This is a genomic window from Citrobacter sp. C6_1 (assembly GCF_014596835.2).
GTDB classification, from domain to species: domain Bacteria; phylum Pseudomonadota; class Gammaproteobacteria; order Enterobacterales; family Enterobacteriaceae; genus Citrobacter; species Citrobacter pasteurii.
In genome coordinates, this window is record NZ_CP115031.1 from 1 (window position 1) to 22397 (window position 22397).

Here is a 22397-nt window from a genome sequence, read left to right on the forward strand (position 1 = left end):
GTGTCACTTTCGCTTTGGCAGCAGTGTCTTGCCCGATTGCAGGATGAGTTACCAGCCACAGAATTCAGTATGTGGATACGCCCGTTGCAGGCGGAACTGAGCGATAACACGCTGGCTTTGTATGCGCCAAACCGTTTCGTGCTCGATTGGGTAAGGGATAAATACCTCAATAATATTAATGGATTGCTGAATAATTTCTGCGGAGCGGATGCCCCACAGCTGCGTTTTGAAGTCGGCACTAAACCTGTCACGCAAACGCTGAAGACGCCGGTGAATAACATCGTTACGCCTGCGCATGTGGCTCAACAAGTTCAACCGCAACGCGTCGCTCCGGCGGCGCGCCCCGGCTGGGATAACGTCCCGGCTCCGGCAGAACCTACCTATCGTTCTAACGTCAACGTCAAACACACGTTTGATAACTTCGTTGAAGGTAAATCTAACCAACTGGCGCGCGCGGCGGCACGTCAGGTGGCGGACAATCCTGGCGGCGCCTACAATCCGTTATTCCTTTATGGCGGTACAGGCCTGGGTAAAACCCACCTGCTGCACGCTGTCGGTAACGGCATTATGGCGCGAAAGCCGAATGCCAAAGTGGTGTATATGCACTCCGAGCGTTTTGTGCAGGACATGGTTAAAGCCCTGCAAAACAATGCGATCGAAGAGTTTAAACGCTACTACCGTTCCGTTGACGCGCTGCTGATTGACGATATCCAATTCTTCGCGAATAAAGAACGATCGCAGGAAGAGTTTTTCCACACCTTCAACGCCTTGTTGGAGGGTAATCAGCAGATCATCCTGACATCGGATCGCTATCCGAAGGAGATCAACGGCGTTGAAGATCGTCTGAAATCCCGCTTCGGCTGGGGACTGACTGTCGCGATCGAACCGCCTGAGCTGGAAACACGCGTCGCGATCCTGATGAAAAAGGCTGACGAAAATGACATTCGTCTGCCGGGTGAAGTGGCGTTCTTTATCGCCAAGCGTCTACGCTCTAACGTGCGTGAACTGGAAGGCGCACTGAACCGCGTGATCGCCAACGCTAACTTTACTGGCCGGGCGATTACTATCGATTTCGTGCGTGAAGCGCTGCGCGATCTGCTGGCTTTGCAGGAAAAGCTGGTCACCATCGACAATATTCAAAAGACGGTGGCAGAGTATTACAAAATCAAAATTGCGGATCTGCTTTCTAAGCGTCGATCTCGTTCGGTAGCACGTCCGCGTCAGATGGCGATGGCGCTGGCAAAAGAGCTCACTAACCACAGTCTGCCGGAAATTGGCGACGCGTTTGGTGGGCGTGACCATACTACCGTGCTTCATGCCTGCCGTAAGATTGAGCAGTTGCGTGAAGAAAGCCATGATATTAAAGAAGATTTCTCCAATTTAATCAGAACATTATCTTCGTGACGCTATGAAATTTACCGTTGAACGTGAACATTTATTAAAACCGCTTCAGCAGGTCAGCGGCCCGCTGGGTGGACGTCCTACACTGCCGATCCTCGGAAACTTGCTGCTGCAGGTTGCTGACGGCACCCTTTCGCTTACCGGTACCGATCTCGAAATGGAGATGGTGGCGCGCGTGGCGCTGATCCAGCCTCATGAACCTGGTGCGACCACCGTTCCGGCGCGTAAATTCTTCGATATTTGCCGTGGATTACCAGAAGGGGCGGAAATTGCCGTTCAACTGGAAGGCGACCGTATGCTGGTGCGTTCTGGCCGCAGCCGTTTCTCGCTGTCTACGCTGCCTGCCGCCGACTTCCCGAATCTGGACGACTGGCAGAGCGAAGTCGAATTCACCCTGCCACAGGCGACAATGAAGCGCCTGATTGAAGCCACGCAGTTTTCGATGGCGCATCAGGACGTGCGTTACTACTTAAACGGCATGCTGTTTGAAACCGAAGGGGAAGAGTTGCGTACCGTGGCGACCGACGGTCACCGCCTGGCGGTCTGTTCAATGCCTGTCGGTCAGCCGTTGCCTAGCCATTCGGTGATCGTACCGCGTAAAGGTGTGATTGAACTGATGCGTATGCTCGACGGCGGCGATAACCCGCTGCGCGTGCAGATTGGCAGCAACAACATTCGTGCGCACGTGGGTGATTTCATCTTTACCTCCAAGCTGGTTGACGGTCGTTTCCCGGATTATCGCCGCGTATTGCCGAAGAATCCGGACAAACATCTGGAAGCCGGTTGCGATATCCTCAAGCAGGCGTTTGCTCGTGCGGCGATCCTCTCTAACGAGAAATTCCGCGGCGTGCGTCTGTATGTCAGTGAAAACCAGCTCAAAATCACCGCTAATAACCCGGAGCAGGAAGAAGCCGAAGAAATTCTGGATGTCTCCTATCCTGGTACAGAACTGGAAATCGGCTTTAACGTTAGCTACGTACTGGACGTTCTGAACGCGCTGAAGTGCGAAAACGTGCGTATTCTGCTGACCGATTCCGTCTCCAGCGTACAAATTGAAGATGCAGCCAGCCAGAGCGCGGCTTACGTTGTTATGCCAATGAGACTGTAATGTCGCTGACCCGCCTGTTGATCCGCGATTTTCGCAATATCGAAAATGCGGATCTCGCTTTATCTCCCGGCTTTAACTTTCTGGTTGGCGCGAACGGCAGCGGCAAAACCAGCGTGCTGGAAGCCATCTATACGCTCGGCCATGGTCGGGCGTTTCGCAGTTTGCAGATTGGCCGTGTGATTCGCCACGAACAGGGATCGTTTGTTTTACACGGTCGTTTGCAGGGTGATGAGCGTGAGACGTCGATTGGTCTGACGAAAGACAAACTGGGCGACAGCAAAGTGCGCATTGACGGCACCGACGGGCACAAGGTTGCGGAACTGGCGCACCTGATGCCGATGCAGCTGATAACGCCTGAAGGGTTTACTTTACTCAATGGCGGCCCCAAATACAGAAGAGCATTTCTTGACTGGGGATGCTTTCACAATGAAGCCGGATTTTTCACCGCCTGGAGCAACCTGAAGCGCCTGCTCAAGCAGCGCAATGCAGCGCTGCGCCAGGTGAGTCGTTATGAGCAACTGCGCCCGTGGGATAAAGAACTGATCCCACTGGCGGAACAAATCAGCACCTGGCGCGCGGAGTACAGCGCCGGTATCGCGCAGGATATGGCGGATACCTGCCAGCAGTTTCTTCCCGAGTTTTCTCTCTCCTTCTCTTTCCAGCGCGGCTGGGAGAAAGAGACAGATTACGCCGAAGTGCTGGAACGCAGTTTTGAACGCGATCGCATGTTGACCTACACCGCGCACGGCCCGCATAAGGCGGATTTCCGCATTCGCGCCGACGGTGCGCCGGTGGAAGACACGTTGTCGCGTGGGCAGCTAAAGCTGCTGATGTGCGCCTTACGTCTGGCGCAAGGGGAGTTCCTGACCCGCGAAAGCGGACGGCGCTGCCTGTACCTGATAGATGATTTTGCCTCTGAACTGGATGATGCGCGTCGTGGGCTGCTGGCCAGCCGCTTAAAAGCCACGCAATCTCAGGTCTTTGTCAGCGCAATCAGCGCTGAACACGTTATGGACATGTCCGATGAAAATTCGAAGATGTTTACCGTGGAAAAGGGTAAAATAACGGATTAACCCAAGATAAAATGAGCGAGAAACGTTGATGTCGAATTCTTATGACTCCTCCAGTATCAAAGTCCTGAAAGGACTGGATGCGGTGCGTAAGCGCCCGGGTATGTATATCGGCGACACGGATGACGGCACTGGTCTGCACCACATGGTATTCGAGGTGGTAGATAACGCTATCGACGAAGCGCTCGCGGGTCACTGTAAAGATATCGTGGTAACGATTCACGCTGATAACTCCGTGTCCGTTACCGATGATGGCCGTGGTATCCCAACCGGTATTCACCCGGAAGAGGGCGTTTCGGCGGCGGAGGTTATCATGACCGTTCTGCACGCAGGCGGTAAATTTGATGATAACTCCTATAAAGTTTCCGGTGGTCTGCACGGCGTAGGTGTTTCCGTCGTTAACGCCCTGTCGCAGAAACTGGAGTTGGTGATTCGTCGTGAAGGCAAAGTGCATCAGCAAACTTACGTGCACGGTGTGCCGCAGGCGCCGCTGGCGGTAACTGGCGAAACAGAAATGACGGGGACTCAGGTACGTTTCTGGCCAAGCCACGAAACCTTTACCAACGTCGTTGAGTTCGAATACGACATTCTGGCGAAGCGTCTACGCGAGCTGTCATTCCTGAACTCCGGTGTGTCTATCCGTCTGCGCGATAAGCGCGACGGCAAAGAAGACCATTTCCACTACGAAGGCGGCATCAAGGCGTTTGTTGAATACCTCAACAAAAACAAAACGCCGATCCACCCGAATATCTTCTACTTCTCCACCGAAAAAGACGGTATCGGCGTGGAAGTTGCGCTGCAGTGGAACGATGGTTTCCAGGAAAACATCTACTGCTTCACCAACAACATTCCGCAGCGTGACGGCGGTACTCACCTTGCAGGCTTCCGTGCGGCGATGACCCGTACCCTGAACGCCTACATGGACAAAGAAGGCTACAGCAAAAAAGCCAAAGTCAGCGCCACCGGTGATGATGCCCGTGAAGGCCTGATTGCCGTTGTATCCGTGAAGGTACCGGATCCGAAATTCTCCTCCCAGACCAAAGACAAGCTGGTCTCTTCTGAGGTGAAATCGGCGGTAGAACAGCAGATGAACGAACTGCTGAGTGAATACCTGCTGGAAAACCCGTCTGACGCGAAAATCGTCGTCGGTAAAATTATTGATGCGGCACGTGCCCGCGAAGCGGCACGTCGCGCGCGTGAAATGACCCGCCGTAAAGGTGCGCTGGACTTAGCGGGTCTGCCGGGCAAACTGGCGGACTGTCAGGAACGCGACCCGGCTCACTCTGAACTGTACCTGGTGGAAGGGGACTCAGCGGGCGGCTCTGCGAAGCAGGGACGTAACCGTAAGAACCAGGCGATTCTGCCGCTGAAGGGTAAAATTCTTAACGTTGAGAAGGCGCGCTTCGACAAGATGCTCTCTTCTCAGGAAGTGGCGACGCTGATCACCGCGCTGGGCTGTGGCATCGGTCGTGACGAGTACAACCCGGACAAACTGCGCTATCACAGCATCATCATCATGACCGATGCGGACGTCGATGGCTCGCACATCCGTACGTTGCTGTTGACCTTCTTCTATCGTCAGATGCCGGAAATCGTGGAACGCGGTCACGTGTATATTGCGCAACCACCGCTGTACAAAGTGAAGAAAGGCAAGCAGGAACAGTACATCAAAGACGATGAAGCGATGGATCAGTACCAGATCTCTATCGCCCTTGATGGTGCCACGCTGCACACCAATGCCCACGCCCCGGCGCTGGCGGGTGAGGCGCTGGAAAAACTGGTTTCTGAATACAACGCGACGCAGAAAATGATTGGCCGTATGGAACGTCGTTTCCCGAAAGCGTTGTTGAAAGAACTTGTTTATCAGCCGACGCTGGCTGAAGCCGATCTCGCTGATGAAGCGAAAGTCACTGCCTGGGTTTCTCAGCTGGTCAACGTGCTGAATGAAAAAGAAATGCATGGCAGCACCTGGAACAGTTTTGTGCGTAAAGACGCTGAACTGAACCTGTTCGAACCGGTGATCCGCGTGCGTACCCACGGCGTTGATACCGACTATCCGCTGGACCACGAGTTTGTGACCGGCGGCGAATACCGTCGTATCTGCACGCTGGGTGAGAAACTACGTGGCTTGATCGAAGACGATGCGTTTATCGAACGTGGCGAGCGTCGTCAGCCGGTTGCCAGCTTCGAGCAGGCGCTGGACTGGCTGGTGAAAGAGTCCCGTCGTGGCCTTGCGATTCAGCGTTATAAAGGTCTGGGCGAGATGAACCCGGAACAGCTGTGGGAAACTACTATGGATCCGGAAAGCCGTCGCATGCTGCGCGTTACCGTGAAGGATGCGATTGCCGCCGACCAGTTGTTCACCACGCTGATGGGCGATGCCGTTGAACCACGTCGCGCGTTTATCGAAGAGAACGCCCTGAAAGCGGCGAACATCGATATCTAACATGTACCTCAGGCCTGCTCCTGTAGGCCTGATAAGCGCAGCGCCATCAGGCAGTTCGTCTGCGTTTGCCGGATGGCGGCTCAGGCCTTATCCGGCCTACCATCGATTGTCAAAAGGGGGATCCCGATTCCCCTTCCCATCCCCCTTTTCGTAGCTGTTTTTTGAGCGGAATCGCGTTAGCATGAGGATGGACTCATTTATTCCGGGGAACTCATGGCTATCAAACTTATTGCTATCGACATGGATGGCACACTTCTGCTGCCCGATCACACCATTTCACCTGCGGTCAAAACGGCGATTGCCGCGGCACGCGCGCGTGGCGTAAATGTGGTGCTGACCACGGGGCGCCCCTATGCCGGCGTCCACAGCTATTTGAAAGAACTGCACATGGAACAGCCCGGTGACTACTGTATTACCTATAACGGGGCGCTGGTGCAGAAAGCCGGGGATGGCAGTACCGTGGCGCAAACCGCGTTAAGCTATGACGATTATCGCTATCTGGAGCAGCTCTCCCGGGAAGTTGGATCGCATTTCCACGCCCTCGATCGCAATACGCTGTACACCGCCAATCGTGATATCAGCTACTACACGGTGCATGAATCGTTTGTCGCGACCATTCCGCTGGTGTTCTGTGAAGCCGAGAAAATGGATCCAGAAACCCAGTTCCTGAAAGTGATGATGATTGACGAGCCGGAGATCCTCGATAAAGCCATCTCGCGCATCCCAGCAGAAGTCAAAGAGAAGTACACCGTGCTGAAAAGTGCGCCGTACTTCCTCGAAATTCTCGATAAACGCGTCAATAAAGGCACTGGCGTAAAATCGCTGGCCGATGCGTTAGGAATTAAAGCCGAAGAGGTGATGGCGATTGGCGATCAGGAAAACGACATCGCGATGATTGAATACGCGGGCGTGGGCGTTGCCATGGACAACGCTATTCCATCAGTCAAAGAAATCGCCAACTTCGTGACCAAATCCAACCTTGAAGATGGCGTCGCGTACGCCATTGAGAAGTTTGCGCTGCAATAAGATGTTATGGGCAAATGCTTTGCTGCATTTGCCCGGTGTTTTTATCGTCAATAATGGTTTCTTCAACCTGTGGAATATGTGCCACGCCGCTGCGCATTATCCATTTACGCGAAAATGCTGATGTGAGCGCCCGGCTTTTAAGGATTTTGCCATACAGTTTGAGACGTATTTTACGGGTAGCTTTGCGGTAAGCGAGATTCATATCTGGCGCATCCCGTAGCAGTACTGATTTGAGGATCTCCGCGCTGTCCAGCGCATAGCTAATCCCTTCCAGCGAACTGGCGCTAATAAAACCGGCCGCTTCACCAATCAAAAATGCGTTGTCCTCTCCGCAGACAAAGTCTTTCCAGCGTGAGGGGAACAGCACCGTACATTTTTCACTTTTCACCGGTTTACCGAACTGGAAATGGAACGCTTTCAGCTTCTCCTTCAGCGCGTCAAAGCGTGCCTGTCCGTCCTTCATGGGGTAGGCGCCACCAAAGATAAAATAGCCATCTTTGCTGATACTCCATGAATAACAGTCAGTTGCGTCGTTATCAAAAATACAGGAATAGAACGGCACAGGATGCTTTTCTGCAAACCATTGTTGAATAGCGACATATTTACGAATTTGATGCTGGGGGTAGAGATGACGGCGCACCAGTGAATTCGCACCGTCGGCCCCGACCAGATAACGCGCGGTGATCTGCTGCTCCCAACCGTCGGCGCGGAAAATAACATGCCATTTATCGCCCTCGCGCCAGATTTTTCGACACAAGCTGTCGTGATACACCTGTACATCGTCGGGAATGAGCGATTTAAGCCATAAATCAAACGCATGGCGGTTGATGTTTATGTAACTTCGCTGATAGTTACGCGTCAAAGAGGCTGCAACATCAACCGTTTTAACGCTAAAAATCTGCGGATTGGCGATGACATCAACGGGTAAGGTTATCCCATCGCGGATAAACGAACGCTGGGCATCCGGGGCCAGCAGACCGCCACAGGGTTTCGTGAAACCTTCGTTGCCGCACTGACGTTTTTTATCCAACGTGATCACGCGCATTTTTCCGCTCAACTGCCGCGCCAGCGCTGCGCCTGCCGGACCTAATCCGATAATCGCCACGTCAAAATGTTCCATCTTTCTGTCCGCAAAAATGAAGATGGCGATACGCTAAAGCCTGAAAGTGAAGTGCTTGTGAAGTATGATTGCTGAAATCGTCTTGTATCAGGGCATTCCATGAAGCAAATCACCTTTACGCCGCGTAATCATCAGCTTACCAATATCAATACCTGGACACCGGACAGCCAGTGGCTGGTTTTTGATGTGCGTCCTTCCGGTGCATCGTTTACCGGTGAGACGATTGAACGCGTCAATATTCACACCGGCGAGGTGGCGGTGATTTATCGCGCGACGCAGGAGGCACACGTCGGCGTGGTGACCGTTCATCCAAAGTCTGAAAAATATGTGTTTATTCACGGCCCTGAAAATCCAGATGAATCATGGCATTACGACTTCCATCATCGCCGTGGTGTGATTGCGGACCAGACCGCAGTGGCGAATCTGGATGCGATGGATATTACCGCTCCGTATACCCCAGGCGCGCTGCGTGGCGGTAGTCATGTGCATGTCTTTAGTCCGAACGGTGAGTTTGTTAGCTTCACCTACAACGACCATGTGCTGCATGAGCGTTCTCCGGCACTGGATTTACGTAACGTTGGTGTGGCTGTTCCCTATGGCTCAGTGACTGTGTCAGCTGATCACCCGCGTGAGTACAGCGGTAGCCACTGGTGTGTGCTGGTCAGTCAGACAACGCCGAAACCCAAACCGGGCAGCGATGAGATTAACCGTGCTTATGAAGAGGGTTGGGTAGGAAATCATACGCTGGCCTTTATCGGCGATACGTTGTCTGTCAGTGGCGAAAAAGTACCGGAACTGTTTATCGTTGATTTGCCACGCCATGAAAGCGGCTGGAAACAGCCTGGCGAGGCACCTCTGGAGGGAACGGAATCAACAATGCCTGCGCCACCAGCCGGCATCGTTCAGCGCCGCCTGACGTTTACTCACGATCGCGCCTTCCCGGGGCTGGTGAATCAACCACGCCACTGGGTACGCAGCAATCCACAGGCAGACGAAATTGCGTTTCTGATGCGTGATGACAACGGTATCGTGCAGTTATGGCTCATTACCGTGCTAGGGGGGAAGCTGCGTCAACTAACCCGGAGCGCCACGGATATTCAGTCGGCATTCAACTGGCATCCGTCGGGTCGATGGTTGGGATTTGTGCTGGAAAACCGAATTGCCTGCTGCGATGCGCAGACGGGAGAGATTGAGTTTTTAACGACCAGCCATGGCAACCCACCTTCAGCAGATGCGATTGTCTTCTCTCCTGATGGCCGACAGGTTGCATGGATGGAAGACGTCGACGGTTTCCGCCAGCTATGGGTGACAGAAACCGGACGTTAACTTAAGGCGCAGGCATTTGAGCCGGGGGGATAACGGCGTTGGTGGCTTGCGTTCTCTCCTCGCTCTTTTCTACGCGAGATCGAACCGAGTTATCTTTGCGAAAGAGATCCCACGGGAGCAGTACCGTATCCAGAACCGCAGTAAAAGGCATATCCAGAATAGCCAACGACTTTGTTCCCCAGTTCGTATCGCTATCGCCAATCATTGTGGCGCTGGCACGGGTGCCTGGATAGGTACCTTCTTTCCCTCCGGTATGTGACATCACGCTGGAGCAGCCGCTGATAAAAACCATCCCGCTGCACATCATCAGTGTTAACACCATTTTTTTTATCATCATTATTTCATCTGCTAATCATCGTGTTTGCAGGGTGAGTTAAAGCGATCCGTTGCGAAAATAACATCACCATCTTGTCGCACTGTGGCGGCAATCGCGATTTAACGATAACGACTGCTCCCCCCAGTGTATGCAATAGACAACAAACTGCAAAAAAAGTCAGAGGAGTACGCTTGAAAAGTTTGTATTAAGACCCATTTTTAGGGTGTAGACAAATGAAGGGCATGCCTGATGGGTGTCCTGGCTACCTGACCTGTCCAAGATGGAAGGTCCAACATTCTCGCTGATTTCAGGAGCTATTGATTATGCGTAACTTTGATTTATCCCCGCTATACCGTTCTGCTATTGGATTTGATCGTCTGTTTAACCTGTTGGAAAACAACCAGGGCCAAAGCAATGGTGGCTACCCTCCGTACAACGTTGAGCTGGTAGACGAAAACCACTACCGCATTGCGATTGCCGTTGCGGGCTTTGCTGAAAGCGAGCTGGAAATTACCGCCCAGGATAATTTGCTGGTGGTGAAAGGCGCGCATGCGGACGAACAAAAAGAACGTACTTACCTGTACCAGGGCATTGCCGAACGCAACTTCGAACGCAAGTTCCAGTTAGCGGAGAACATCCACGTTCGCGGCGCAAACCTGGTAAACGGTCTGCTGTATATCGAGCTTGAGCGCGTGATTCCTGAAGCGAACAAACCGCGCCGCATCGAAATCAACTAATTTATCTGTCGGGCCGCTTGCGCGGCCCTGCTAAGCACAGGCTTGCCGTCAGGGAGCCGAAAGGTACTTACTCGCTTCTTAGAAGGAGAATATTATGCGTAACTACGATTTATCCCCACTGCTGCGTCAATGGATCGGTTTTGACAAACTGGCCAATGCATTACAAAACGCCGGTGAAAGCCAAAGCTTCCCACCCTATAACATCGAAAAGAGCGATGATAACCACTACCGCATTACCCTTGCGTTAGCCGGTTTCCGTCAGGAAGATTTGGATATTCAACTGGAAGGCACGCGTCTGACCGTAAAAGGTACGCCGCAGCAGCCGGAAAAAGAGACCAAATGGTTGCATCAGGGGCTGGTCACTCAATCATTCAGTCTGAGCTTTACGCTGGCTGAAAATATGGAAGTCTCCGGCGCAAGCTTCACCAATGGCTTGCTGCATATTGATTTAACCCGTAATGAGCCTGAAACCATTGCTCCACAACGTATCGCCATCAGCGAACGTCCCGCATTAAATAGCTAAATAGCTCCAGGCCTTTGCCCCGCCAGAAATGACGGGGCTTTTTTGTGCTTTACCCCCCATACATTGCGCTTGTACTCTGCGAGAATCCATTTACTTAATGATGTTATTCACAGGGAACAGAAGAATGAGTGATATAGCATTGACGGTCAGCGTTCTGGCATTGGTGGCGGTTGTCGGGTTATGGATCGGCAACATTAAAGTACGGGGCGTTGGTTTTGGCATCGGAGGCGTGCTGTTCGGCGGTATCATCGTCGGACACTTTGTCGATCAGGCAGGGATGACCCTGAGCGGCGATATGCTGCATTTTATTCAGGAATTTGGCCTGATACTCTTCGTCTATACCATCGGCATCCAGGTAGGGCCGGGTTTCTTTGCCTCACTGCGTGTTTCGGGACTGCGTCTGAACCTGTTTGCAGTGCTGATCGTGATTATCGGGGGGCTGGTCACCGCGCTTCTGCATAAGATCTTCGCTATTCCGCTGCCCGTGGTGCTGGGGATCTTCTCCGGCGCGGTCACCAATACGCCCGCACTGGGTGCCGGACAGCAAATTCTGCGCGATCTGGGTACGCCGGGGGATGTGGTCGATCAGATGGGGATGAGCTATGCCATGGCTTATCCTTTCGGTATTTGCGGTATTTTGCTCACGATGTGGCTGATGCGCCTCATTTTCCGCGTGAACGTTGAGTCCGAAGCTCAGCAGCATGAATCAACGCTGACCAACGGTCATACGCTGATTCAGACGATGAACATTCGTGTTGAAAACCCGAACCTCAATAATATGGCGATTCAGGATGTCCCCATTCTGAACAGCGACAAAATCATCTGTTCACGCCTGAAGCGAGATGAAACGTTAATGGTGCCGTCGCCGGGGACGATTATCCAGATGGGCGATCTGCTCCACCTGGTCGGACAGCCTGGCGATCTGCATAATGCGAAGGTGGTGATTGGGCAGGAAGTAGACACTTCACTGTCAACGCGGGGCACGGATTTGCGCGTTGAACGTGTCGTTGTGACCAACGAACAGGTGCTTGGCAAGCGGATCCGTGACCTGCACTTTAAAGAACGTTACGACGTGGTTATTTCCCGTCTGAACCGCGCGGGCGTTGAGCTGGTCGCCAGCAGCGACGCCAGCCTGCAATTCGGGGACATCCTCAATCTGGTAGGGCGTCCTTCGTCGATTGATGCCGTTGCCAATGTTGTGGGTAACGCGCAGCAAAAACTGCAGCAGGTGCAGATGCTGCCGGTATTTATCGGTATCGGACTAGGTGTTCTGCTGGGGTCAATCCCGCTGTTTATCCCCGGTTTCCCGGTGGCATTAAAACTGGGGTTGGCCGGTGGACCACTGATTATGGCGCTGATTTTGGGGCGTATTGGCAGCATCGGTAAGCTGTACTGGTTTATGCCTCCCAGCGCGAACCTGGCGTTGCGTGAGCTGGGTATTGTGCTCTTTCTCGCGGTGGTTGGTCTGAAATCCGGCGGCGATTTTGTGAATACGCTAACGCAGGGCGACGGTCTGAGCTGGGTGGGCTACGGTATTTTCATTACCGCCATTCCGCTGATTACTGTCGGTTTGCTGGCACGTATCTTTGCCAGGATGAACTATCTGACGCTGTGCGGCATGCTGGCTGGGTCGATGACCGATCCTCCTGCGCTGGCGTTTGCTAACAACCTGCATGCCACCAGCGGGGCGGCTGCGCTCTCCTACGCCACCGTTTATCCGCTGGTCATGTTTCTGCGCATTATTACCCCACAACTGCTGGCGGTGATTTTCTGGGGATTAGGTTAAAACTGACCTACCCAGTCAGCATATCCAGGAATGCCTGATGCGCTGCGCTTATCAGGCCTACATCAGCATCGTTCACTGTAGGCCGGATAAGACGTCAGTCGCCATCCGGTATTACAAAGCACACCTTTCTTTTCCATTGTCTCATCACATTACGCTCCCTTTCGTTTGCGAATCAGGTTCATACTCCTTCACTGTTCCGGTATAACGACCAGACTACAATATTGAAGGAGCCGTCATGAAGATTTCCCGCCTTGGGGAAGCGCCGGATTACCGCTTCTCGCTGGCAAATGAGCGTACGTTTCTGGCGTGGATCCGCACTGCGCTGGGTTTTCTGGCGGCGGGCGTTGGTCTTGATCAACTGGCCCCGGACTTTGCTACGCCGGTCATTCGTGAGGCACTTGCCTTGTTGCTGTGTCTGTTTGCGGGCGGTCTGGCGATCTACGGTTATCTGCGCTGGTTGCGCAATGAAAAGGCGATGCGTCTGAAAGAGGACATGCCGTACACCAATAGCCTGCTGATTATCAGCGTCATGCTGACGCTTGTGGCGGTGATTGTTATGGCGTTGGTGTTGTATGCCGGGTAATCGTAAGGCCCGTCGCGAGTCCGATCCTGGTCTACAACCGGAACGGACATCGCTGGCCTGGTTTCGCACGTTGCTAGGCTATGGCGCACTGATGGCGCTGGCGATTAAGCATAACTGGCATCAGGCGGGCGCGTTATTCTGGGTTTCGATAGCGGTACTGGCAATTGTGGCGATTATTCTCTGGCGCTACACCCGTAGCCGTAACCTGATGGATGTTACGCATCGCGATTTTTCTGAATCTCGCGCGGTGCGTGACAAATTTATGATCTCCCTCGCGGTGTTATCCCTTGCAATACTGTTTGCTGTAACACACGTTCGCCAACTTATCGTATATATCGGGAATTTTGCATGACAGTATGTGAGGACATGGATGTTAGTGAGGGTATTTTAAAGGTGGTGATTGATCACCAGAAGAGTTTACAACCTATTGAACTGTACCGTGATTTACGACAAGGCGATGTTCGTCTCGTACAGTTTATCCCCCTGATTAAGCGTGATGAAGCAGGCAACCTGACGGCTGAATCTGTCACACCAGAAGGGTGGGGGCAGTTTTTAAATACGATATTTGATATCTGGGTTCGTGAAGATATTAATCGGGTATCTATTCAGCTTTTTGATAAAACGCTGCGTCGGTGGTGTGGTCTGGCGGTTCAAATTGAACGGCAATCGACCTCACAGCAGAGCGTGCGTTGTCGGTCATGTTCACTATCGCAATTTTACCGTGGTGATTGCCCGGTGCATGGGGATATTCACGGGGAAAACGTGCTGTGTGCGGGATATCAGGCCTTCTTTGAACACTCATCACCCCATATGCGCGTCATGCGCGATCTCATTAAGCAGCATCGCTCACCGATGGAGCTGATGGCGATGCTGCGCTGAGATCAGCGGGGGTTAGCGTCCTTTTGCCAGGTATTGCGCCATCTCGGTCTCCGGCACCATGCCGCCGCCGGTCGCCCACACCAAATGAGTGGCGTTATTGAGCTGTTCTTCGCTGAATCCATGCCTCTGCTGGTAATCAACGGAGGCACAAACGTGCTGCGGACCAGCCATGCCAGCCAGCGCCGACGGCTCAAGGCGAATACCTTCCTCCTGTGCCAACCAGCCCAGCATGTCGTACATCGTTTGATCGTCCAGCGTATACAGTCCGTCGAGCAGGCGTTCCATCGCCCGGCCAACAAAGCCCGAGGCGCGACCGACTGCCAGTCCGTCCGCTGCCGTCTGGTTGTCGATACCGATGTCCTGCACGGAAATGGTATCGTGCAGCCCGGTATAAATCCCCAGCAGCATGCACGGTGAATGAGTCGGCTCAGCGAAGAAGCAATGAACGTTATCGCCAAACGCCAGCTTCAGGCCAAACGCCACGCCGCCAGGGCCACCGCCGACGCCGCAAGGCAGGTAAACAAACAGCGGATGATCGGCATCCACCACGCGCCCCTGCTGCGTAAACTGCGCTTTCAGACGCTGGCCGGCGACCGCATAGCCTAAGAACAGCGTGCGGGAATTTTCATCATCAATAAAGAAGCAGTTTGGATCGGACTGTGCCGCCTTACGACCTTGTTCAACCGCCACGCCGTAATCTTCTTCGTACTCCACCACCGTCACGCCGTGGTTGCGCAGCTTAGCCTTTTTCCATGCGCGGGCGTCCGCAGACATATGGACCGTAACGTTAAAGCCGATGCGGGCGCTCATGATGCCGATAGACATCCCAAGGTTGCCGGTGGAGCCGACCGCAATGCTGTACTGGCTGAAAAACTGTTTAAATTCAGGCGAAAGCAGAATGCTGTAATCGTCTTCTGTTGTCAGCAGACCGGCTTCCAGCGCCAGTTTTTCCGCGTGGGTCAGTACTTCATAAATGCCGCCACGCGCTTTAATCGAGCCTGAAATAGGCAAATGACTATCTTTCTTCAGCAGCAATTCGCCGTTAATGTGCTGCCCGAACTCTTTTTCCAGCCGTTTTTGCATGGCAGGGATGGCGGCCAGCTCAGATTCGATAATGCCCCCAGTGACGGCAGTTTCCGGGAAGGCCTGCGCCAGATACGGTGCGAAGCGCGTCAGACGCGCGTGAGCATCCTGCACATCGTGCTCGGTCAGGCCAACATAGGGTAAACCTTCCGCAAGAGAGGTGGTGCCAGGGTTAAACCAGGTTGTCTCTTTCAGAGCCACCAGATCTTCCACTAAAGGATGCTGGGCGATAAGTGTTTGAATGTTTTCCATAGTCAGTCTCTTCGCGCTTATATAATAAAGGAAAGCAGGAATGTGCAAGCCAGTGCAATAACGGACGCGATAAATGTCGCAGTCGTATAGTATTTGAACGTTTCATTCAGGGTGGCACCGCAATACTGCTTCACCAGCCAGAACAGGGAATCGGTGACGATCGTGCAGCCAATAGCGCCGGAACCGATGGCAATGGCGATGATCTCCGGGCTAACGTTGGGGTACAGCGGTAGCATCGGGGCAACGATTGCCGTTGCGCCCATCATCGCAACGGTGGCTGAGCCTACCGCCGCATGCAGGATCAGTGCGACCAGCCAGGCCAGCAGAATCGGGTGCATGTGCATATTCGAGAGGATCAGCGCCAGAGTATCCGCCAGCCCACTGCTTTTCAGGATAGCGTTGAATGCGCCGCCTGCGCCGATAATCAACAGAATGTTGGCTATGGAGCCAAAACCGTTTTCGGTGTGGGTCAGCAACGCCCCCATACCAATGTGCTGACGCAGACCGAGAATGTAATAGGCCACGAAAACGGCAATAAACATCGCGGTGATCGGGTTACCGATAAACTCCAGCAGCGTATACAGCGTACCGCCTTTCTCCATGTTCAGCTCAGCGACGGTTTTGACCAGCATCAGGCCAATCGGCAGCAGTACGGTAAACAGCGTGGCGCCCAGCGACGGCAGCGTACTTTCGTCGCGCACTTTCAGGTCGGAAAACTCAGTTGGTACCGGTTTAAACGGCAGACGGTTGCCGAGGAATTTCAGGTACAGCGGCCCGCCGACAAGCGAAGCCATTAAACCCACCAGTAAACCATAAACAATCACGCTGCCAATATCCGCACCCAGCTTGTTCGCCACGAACAGGGCGGCCGGATGTGGCGGCACCACGCAATGTACAGCCATCAGCGCCGTACACAGCGGGATCGCCAGTTTCAGCAGTGAGGTATTGGTTTTTTTAGCAATAGAAAAAGCCAGTGGGATCAACAGCACCACGCCGACTTCGACAAATAGCGTGATGCCGCAAATCAGCCCGACCAGCACCATAATGACGTCGGCCGAAAGCCAGCGGCAGCGCTGTAGCGTCAGGCCGATGCGTTCGGCCGCGCCGGACACTTCCATCATTTTACCGAGAATGGTACCAAGACCGATAACGGCGGCGAGAAAGCCCAGCGTACCGCCTATGCCGCTCTCAATGGCATTGACCATATCCAGCGGCCCCATCCCCATCATCGTACCCACGAAGAAACTGGCTAACAGCAGCGCCAGAAACGGGTGGAATTTGAACTTCACGATGGTCAAAACGATTAACACGATGCTTATCAGCAGCGTGCTCACAACCCAGATTTGAGAGTGCATAGCTCACCTTGCCCTGTGATTAATATAGGGTTATTGGACAAAAATAAGGCACGGTCTGACAAACGATATAAATCTCCTTTCACATGAGCCAGATTGCATCAAATGAGTGATTTACGTCTAATTACGCTGCATTTATGCGATATGGTTCACCTTGATTCATCTTTATGCTGATTTTTACAGCGAACTTTTTTACACTCCGACGAATGAATCAGGAGGACAGGAGGTGAGTTTGGATCCCCTACGCGAGGTCAGAAACCGGCTGCTCAACGGTTGGCAGTTGTCAAAGCTGTATACCTTTGAAGTGGCGGCCCGGCATCAGTCGTTTGCACTGGCGGCAGATGAGCTGTCGTTAAGCCCCAGCGCCGTCAGCCATCGTATTAATCAACTGGAAGATGAGCTGGGCATTCAGCTGTTTGTTCGCTCACACCGCAAAGTGGAGCTCACTCACGAAGGTAAACGGGTGTTCTGGGCGTTGAAATCGTCGCTGGATACGCTGAATCAGGAAATCCTCGATATCAAAAACCAGGAGCTGTCCGGGACGCTCACTGTGTACTCACGCCCCTCCATCGCACAGTGCTGGCTGGTTCCGGCGCTTGGTGACTTTACCCGTCGCTATCCGTCGATTTCGCTGACCATGCTGACCGGGAATGACAACGTCAATTTGCAACGTGCCGGGGTTGATCTGGCTATCTATTTTGACGATGCGCCCTCTGCGCAACTTACGCACCATTTTCTGATGGATGAAGAGATTCTGCCGGTATGCAGCCCGGACTATGCCCGTCGTTATGATCTTACGGGGTCGTTAGTGAATCTGTCGCACTGCACGTTGTTGCACGACAGGCAGGCATGGAGTAACGACTCAGGAACCGATGAATGGCACAGTTGGGCGCAGCATTTTGCGGCGAATCTGCCGACATCATCGGGTATCGGTTTTGATCGTTCTGATTTAGCGGTCATTGCGGCGATGAACCATATCGGCGTAGCGATGGGCCGAAAGAGACTGGTACAAAAGCGCCTAGACAGCGGAGAACTGGTCGCGCCTTTCGGTGATATGGCGCTGAAATGCCATCAACACTATTACATCACCACGTTACCCGGCAGGCAGTGGCCAAAAATCGAGGCATTTATTGGCTGGCTGCAGGAGCAGGTTAAATAAGCGGGCCGCGAATATTTTTTACGCTTTCTCTCTACACGGAAAGTGAAAAAGCATGCTAAATACGTGATATCACTCCTGATGATTTGCGTAAGGACGACCGTGTTAAAGCCGATTGTTTCCCTCTTACTGTTAGCCAGTGCTACCGTGTATGCAGCGCCCCCTGTGTTGACGGCGGCGCTGTATGCGCAGCAGCTTGGGGTTGGAATGGACGTAGACTGGGCTCGCACCGATCGCGGTATCCGCGAGTTCGATCCGCTGGTGGTACGGGATTTCAAGGCGAAGGGGATCTCTCATGTGCGTATTCGTGTGGCTGGCGAGCCAACAGAAGCCAGACTCATCCATTTGCGCAAGCTGGTAGAGGCTTGCGAGCAATACGGCGTGATCCCGATTATTACTTATCAAGCTGATGAATATAAAAAAGACCCCAATAGTGGCAACGAAAAAGAGGTGGTTAACTGGTGGGTCGCAGTGGCGCATTACTTTGGGCAAAGCTCGCCGTTGCTGGGTTTTGACCTGATTTATGAGCCTGCCGATAAGCTTAATCACAATCAGACTTCGCTCAATCGGGTGTACGACAAAACGATTCGCACCATCCACGCCATTTCGCCGCAGCGGATGATTTTCATTGCTCCGCGACTGCGCGCGGCACCGGAAGATTTGCTTAATCTGAGATTACCGCCGCAAAGTCAGAATACCGTTCTGGCTGAATGGCATATCTTCCCGTGGGGGCCGCTAAAAAATAACGGTAAGTATCCCTGGACGTCGGGAACTGCGGCAGAAAAAGCCGCCATTCGCGCCCGTATTAATACGGCCATTCACTGGCAACAGAAAACGGGTCATGTCAGTTGGGTGGGGGGGTGGTCAGCGGGAGAAACCATCAAAAACACGCCTTCTGCCGCGCAAACTGCATTTGCACGGTTTGTGGCATGTGAACTGCGCAAGGCGAAAATCCCCTATGCAATCAATGCTGATACGCAGTTTTATGATGGTGAGGAAGGCGCCTGGCGTCCGGCACTGGAGCCGTTGATTAATACGATGATTGCGCCTGAATGTGACAAGCCCGGCGATAAGCCGGGCCATCATGCGCTTAAACCGCCTGTCCCTGATGCGACACGCGTGACGCCAGCGGCAGCCAACACACAAAAATCAGCAGCCCCATAAGGGTCATCAGCAGCCCGAGGCTGGCTTGCCCGGTCTGCGGTAGCATCGCGGAGAGCCACGCCAGCACGCCAGAGCCAATGTTTTGTAATCCACCAACCAGCGCGCCGGCAGTACCTGCCAGGAACGGGAAAGGTTCCATTGCGCCGCTGGTTGCCAGTGGGAACAACATTCCGGCACCGAAGAAAAACAGTGCGGCAGGAACCAGCAGTGTCCAGACGTTCATCACGTCGAACAGCCCCGGGATCCACATCATTAAACCCGCTACCAGACAGCAGCTCACCGACTGCCACATTAGCGTTGAAAACCGCTTGTTAGGGCGACCGGCGAACCAGGCGCCGAAAAACGCCGCCGGAATAGGTAGAATAAACAGGATGCTGACCGCCATGCTGCTTAGACCGAGCCGTGCGCCCAATAATACTCCGGAGCAGGCTTCAAAGACCGCAACGCCCGCCAGACCGCCGATCAACATCAGCACGTAACAGGTGAAAGCGCTATTACCAAACAGGGTTTTGTAGCTGGCAATAAGCCGTGGACGCGGTGCACCCGCAGGCCGTGTTTCCGGCATCCAGCGTGCCATGCTAAACGTCACGCCCGCACACAGAATCAGCAGAAAAATATAACAGGCGCGCCAGTTCCACACTGTATCCAGTACACCGCCAATCAATGGTGCCAGCAGCGGGCTGACCAGGATCCCCATGTTTAACAGACTATTGGCGTGGCGCAGTTGCGTGCCTTCGTACAGATCGCGCGGTAAAGTTCGCGCCATCACACCGCCGACGCCCGTTCCCATCCCCTGGATGGCACTGGCGATAATCAGTACCGTCAGGCTATGGGTGGTAATGGCGACCAGCGTAGCCAGCATAAAAATAGACATCCCGGCGAGGATCACCGGACGACGACCTACGCGATCGGAAAGCGGGCCGTAAAAAAGTTGTGACACGCCGTAGGTCAGCAGGTAGGCAGCCATTACGCTTTGTACTGCGCCTTCGCGAACGTTCAGTTCACGCGCCATATCAGCAATCGCGGGGATATAAATGGTTTGCGCCATCTGACCCACCGCCACCAGTAATACCAACATCAACAACAAATTGACGCTTCTATGCCTTTTCATTTCGCTGATTACTTTTCAAATGAATAAAAAATAAGAATAAGGTGCTGAACTTTCCCATAAATGCGCGTGGAATCTACCACAACAGAAAAAGAAGGCCAGATAGTGGACTGGAATGTTTCAACGATGAACGGCAGGAAATGTAAACAAATAGCGGCAACAAATGTTGCCGGATTGCATCAGGTTTACAACGAGATCATGATAAGCGGAGTAAAACTGCGCCGGCTGCAATACCTGCGGCTGCGACAAGACGTATTCCGGCAACCTTTTCTTTCAGCAGCAGCCACGCGAGCAGCGCGCCAAACAGAATCGACGTTTCACGCAGCGCAGCGACCACCGCCAACGGAGCCTGGGTCATGGCCCATAGCGCCAGGCCGTAAGAGCCCATGGTGCCAATCCCGCCAAGAATACCTTTCTTCCATTGGTGCGCCAGATAGCGGGAGGCTTCGCGGCGTCGGGCAATCATCGCCCAGCTCAACAAGCAGGAGCCGTTCAGAAAGAAGGTCCACAGCGTGTAGCCCAGTGCAGTTTCTGAAAGCCGAACACCGGTGCCATCAACCAGCGTATAGCCGGCGATAAAGCAGGCATTAATGAGTGCCAGAACGATCCCGCGTTGCGAACTGTTGCGTCCGTTAAATGCCATGCCGAGGATCGCCAGGCAGATGGTGGCAATCCCCACCCAGGCCAGCATTGACAGACGATCGTCGAGAAACAAGACGCTGATAATTGCGACCAGCAGCGGCGCTGTGCCGCGCATGATGGGATAGGTTTGGCTCATATCCGAAACCTGATAGGTTTTAGCGACCAGGACGGTATAGACCACCTGTAATGCGGTTGAGACAGCTAAAAACGGCAGGCTGGCTGCAGAGGGTTGCGGCGCAAAGGGTAAACAAATCAGCGCCATAATCGCAGCGGTTCCGCTGACGCTGATCGCCGAGTACAGCTTGTCGCTTCCCGCTTTTACGATGGCATTCCAGCTGGCATGCAGTAGTGCGGCGAACAGCAAAATGCAGAAAACAGAAAGGGTCATGGCGGAATTCTTCCCTGAGGATGTCATAAAAACGTAACACATTGGCATGGCACAAGCACCAGGGAGAAGGTGAAAGGGGAGCGGAGTGTTATCCGCCCCCCTTAGGTGCGACTTGAATCTGAATTACTTAACGTATTTCAGAACGGCATCAAGGAGTTGCAGTGCTGCAACAATGAGTTTGAGGATAAGAATAGCGATATCCACGAGGCTCATACGCTCTCCTTTTGGTACAAGGAGCACGGTGCTGACGTACCTCGCCGCTGCCTGTTGCCAGCACCTTTGTTGACATAACACAGTGTGCTCACGCGGGGGTTAAGGCGCTGACGGCACCACCCGTTTCAGCCAGGACTTTGATGCGCCGGTTTACGATGCGGCCCCCGCATAACACATTGCGTACCGAGACATTATAGATAAATACTGTATAAATTAACAGTGTTTTATGGACGTTACGCTATTCATGTTCCATACTCAAAAACATCAAAATTCGTGCCGAAATTGCGTGTTCTTCGTAGAACGCGTATACTTTTTTCGTTGACATAACACAGTATGTTCGGCGGCTACCAACCGCACAACGCTGAAAAAACCTCGCTCCGGCGGGGTTTTTTGTTTTTACATTGCGTACAGCTAAACGTGATCTTTGACGCATTTTTGCGCAGATGAAAAATTTTCCATTGTCACGCTGAAAAACCTGTGTTTGTATAAATCCTGTTAACCAACAAACAGACAAGGTCCCTAATGAACCCTTCCATGCTGACTGCGACCCTACTAAAAACTGCGCCATCTCGCGCAGCGGTCGTCGTGCGTGTGGTGGTGGTCGTCGGCAATGCGCCGTAGGGTCCGGAACAACACACGATTCCAAAACCCCGCCGGCGCAAACCGGGCGGGGTTTTTCGTATAAGAGACCTGCCCGGAGCAAAGGCCCAGAATAAAA

At 53.2% G+C, this 22397-nt stretch carries 22 protein-coding genes and 1 other annotated feature; of the genes, 15 read left to right on the plus strand and 7 right to left on the minus strand.

Annotation, left to right across the window (positions count from 1 at the left end; all coding sequences use genetic code 11):
• From dnaA to yidA, 5 genes are all read left to right on the plus strand, one after another.
• Nucleotides 1–1404 carry a chromosomal replication initiator protein DnaA gene (dnaA, locus tag IB196_RS00005; RefSeq protein WP_005121475.1) on the plus strand — a complete coding sequence of 468 codons (1404 nt, stop codon included), beginning with the start codon at nucleotides 1–3 and terminating at the stop codon, nucleotides 1402–1404.
• Between the two features lie 4 nt (nucleotides 1405–1408).
• The gene (dnaN, locus tag IB196_RS00010; protein WP_003023863.1) at nucleotides 1409–2509 is read left to right on the plus strand and encodes a DNA polymerase III subunit beta; all 1101 of its coding nucleotides are present in this window, start codon (nucleotides 1409–1411) and stop codon (nucleotides 2507–2509) included.
• Entirely contained in the window at nucleotides 2509–3582 is a 1074-nt protein-coding gene (recF, locus tag IB196_RS00015) for a DNA replication/repair protein RecF (RefSeq protein WP_188231941.1), read from the plus strand. Before dnaN ends, recF begins: the two co-directional genes overlap by 1 nt.
• Before the next feature lie 28 nt (nucleotides 3583–3610).
• Complete coding sequence (gene gyrB / locus IB196_RS00020) at nucleotides 3611–6025, plus strand: DNA topoisomerase (ATP-hydrolyzing) subunit B (protein ID WP_005121480.1); 2415 nt, start codon at nucleotides 3611–3613, stop codon at nucleotides 6023–6025.
• 213 nt (nucleotides 6026–6238) lie between these two features.
• On the plus strand, nucleotides 6239–7051 hold the full coding sequence (gene yidA / locus IB196_RS00025; RefSeq protein ID WP_005121481.1) for a sugar-phosphatase: 813 nt from the start codon (nucleotides 6239–6241) through the stop codon (nucleotides 7049–7051).
• 4 nt (nucleotides 7052–7055) lie between these two features.
• Here yidA and cbrA read toward each other — a convergent pair whose 3' ends face one another.
• On the minus strand, nucleotides 7056–8171 hold the full coding sequence (cbrA, locus tag IB196_RS00030; RefSeq protein ID WP_188231942.1) for a colicin M resistance lipid reductase CbrA: 1116 nt from the start codon (nucleotides 8169–8171) through the stop codon (nucleotides 7056–7058).
• Between the two features lie 99 nt (nucleotides 8172–8270).
• On the opposite strand from cbrA, the gene IB196_RS00035 reads away from it, so the two are divergent.
• A complete protein-coding gene (locus IB196_RS00035) occupies nucleotides 8271–9497 on the plus strand; it encodes a DUF3748 domain-containing protein (protein WP_188231943.1) in 1227 nt (408 codons plus the stop codon).
• A 1-nt stretch (nucleotide 9498) separates the two neighbouring features.
• On the opposite strand, the gene IB196_RS00040 is transcribed toward IB196_RS00035, so the two are convergent.
• Nucleotides 9499–9831 (minus strand): YceK/YidQ family lipoprotein, encoded by a 333-nt coding sequence (locus tag IB196_RS00040; protein WP_005121486.1) that lies wholly within the window; start codon nucleotides 9829–9831, stop codon nucleotides 9499–9501.
• Nucleotides 9832–10070: 239 nt separating this feature from the next.
• Nucleotides 10071–10143, plus strand: a sequence feature (ROSE (Repression Of Heat Shock gene Expression) occurs in the 5'-region of heat shock genes and acts as an RNA thermometer to modulate expression.).
• On the opposite strand from IB196_RS00040, the gene ibpA reads away from it, so the two are divergent.
• The 6 genes from ibpA (at nucleotide 10137) to IB196_RS00070 (ending at nucleotide 14321) form a co-directional block, all read left to right on the plus strand.
• Nucleotides 10137–10550, plus strand: a complete 414-nt coding sequence (ibpA, locus tag IB196_RS00045) for a small heat shock chaperone IbpA (protein WP_040231504.1) — start codon at nucleotides 10137–10139, stop codon at nucleotides 10548–10550. (Overlaps the previous feature by 7 nt.)
• A gap of 94 nt (nucleotides 10551–10644) precedes the next feature.
• Complete coding sequence (ibpB, locus tag IB196_RS00050; protein ID WP_005121488.1) at nucleotides 10645–11073, plus strand: small heat shock chaperone IbpB; 429 nt, start codon at nucleotides 10645–10647, stop codon at nucleotides 11071–11073.
• 124 nt (nucleotides 11074–11197) lie between these two features.
• Nucleotides 11198–12859 (plus strand): putative transporter, encoded by a 1662-nt coding sequence (locus IB196_RS00055; protein ID WP_040231506.1) that lies wholly within the window; start codon nucleotides 11198–11200, stop codon nucleotides 12857–12859.
• A 235-nt stretch (nucleotides 12860–13094) separates the two neighbouring features.
• Nucleotides 13095–13442, plus strand: a complete 348-nt coding sequence (locus IB196_RS00060) for a YidH family protein (RefSeq protein WP_005121491.1) — start codon at nucleotides 13095–13097, stop codon at nucleotides 13440–13442.
• Nucleotides 13432–13794: a DUF202 domain-containing protein gene (locus IB196_RS00065; RefSeq protein WP_188231944.1), complete on the plus strand. Its 363-nt coding sequence runs from the start codon at nucleotides 13432–13434 to the stop codon at nucleotides 13792–13794. Before IB196_RS00060 ends, IB196_RS00065 begins: the two co-directional genes overlap by 11 nt.
• Nucleotides 13791–14321 carry a hypothetical protein gene (locus IB196_RS00070; protein ID WP_040231509.1) on the plus strand — a complete coding sequence of 177 codons (531 nt, stop codon included), beginning with the start codon at nucleotides 13791–13793 and terminating at the stop codon, nucleotides 14319–14321. Before IB196_RS00065 ends, IB196_RS00070 begins: the two co-directional genes overlap by 4 nt.
• 12 nt (nucleotides 14322–14333) lie before the next feature.
• Here the strand turns inward: IB196_RS00070 and dsdA are convergent, their stop codons facing one another.
• Nucleotides 14334–15656 carry a D-serine ammonia-lyase gene (gene dsdA, locus IB196_RS00075; RefSeq protein ID WP_188231945.1) on the minus strand — a complete coding sequence of 441 codons (1323 nt, stop codon included), beginning with the start codon at nucleotides 15654–15656 and terminating at the stop codon, nucleotides 14334–14336.
• Between the two features lie 17 nt (nucleotides 15657–15673).
• Nucleotides 15674–17011 carry a D-serine transporter DsdX gene (dsdX, locus tag IB196_RS00080; protein WP_040231512.1) on the minus strand — a complete coding sequence of 446 codons (1338 nt, stop codon included), beginning with the start codon at nucleotides 17009–17011 and terminating at the stop codon, nucleotides 15674–15676.
• 229 nt (nucleotides 17012–17240) lie between these two features.
• On the opposite strand from dsdX, the gene dsdC reads away from it, so the two are divergent.
• Both dsdC and IB196_RS00090 read left to right on the plus strand, forming a co-directional pair.
• On the plus strand, nucleotides 17241–18167 hold the full coding sequence (gene dsdC / locus IB196_RS00085) for a DNA-binding transcriptional regulator DsdC (protein WP_005121496.1): 927 nt from the start codon (nucleotides 17241–17243) through the stop codon (nucleotides 18165–18167).
• Nucleotides 18168–18245: 78 nt separating this feature from the next.
• Nucleotides 18246–19328 (plus strand): cellulase family glycosylhydrolase, encoded by a 1083-nt coding sequence (locus IB196_RS00090; protein ID WP_040231514.1) that lies wholly within the window; start codon nucleotides 18246–18248, stop codon nucleotides 19326–19328.
• On the opposite strand, the gene emrD is transcribed toward IB196_RS00090, so the two are convergent.
• The 3 genes from emrD to tisB form a co-directional block, all read right to left on the minus strand.
• On the minus strand, nucleotides 19255–20439 hold the full coding sequence (gene emrD / locus IB196_RS00095) for a multidrug efflux MFS transporter EmrD (protein WP_005121497.1): 1185 nt from the start codon (nucleotides 20437–20439) through the stop codon (nucleotides 19255–19257). The genes IB196_RS00090 and emrD overlap by 74 nt on opposite strands.
• 193 nt (nucleotides 20440–20632) lie before the next feature.
• Nucleotides 20633–21466 carry a DMT family transporter gene (locus tag IB196_RS00100; RefSeq protein ID WP_040231517.1) on the minus strand — a complete coding sequence of 278 codons (834 nt, stop codon included), beginning with the start codon at nucleotides 21464–21466 and terminating at the stop codon, nucleotides 20633–20635.
• 123 nt (nucleotides 21467–21589) lie between these two features.
• Entirely contained in the window at nucleotides 21590–21679 is a 90-nt protein-coding gene (gene tisB, locus IB196_RS00105; protein ID WP_003023909.1) for a type I toxin-antitoxin system toxin TisB, read from the minus strand.
• Nucleotides 21680–22201: 522 nt separating this feature from the next.
• On the opposite strand from tisB, the gene ivbL reads away from it, so the two are divergent.
• Complete coding sequence (ivbL, locus tag IB196_RS00110; protein WP_003827118.1) at nucleotides 22202–22300, plus strand: ilvB operon leader peptide IvbL; 99 nt, start codon at nucleotides 22202–22204, stop codon at nucleotides 22298–22300.
• Nucleotides 22301–22397: the final 97 nt, after the last annotated feature.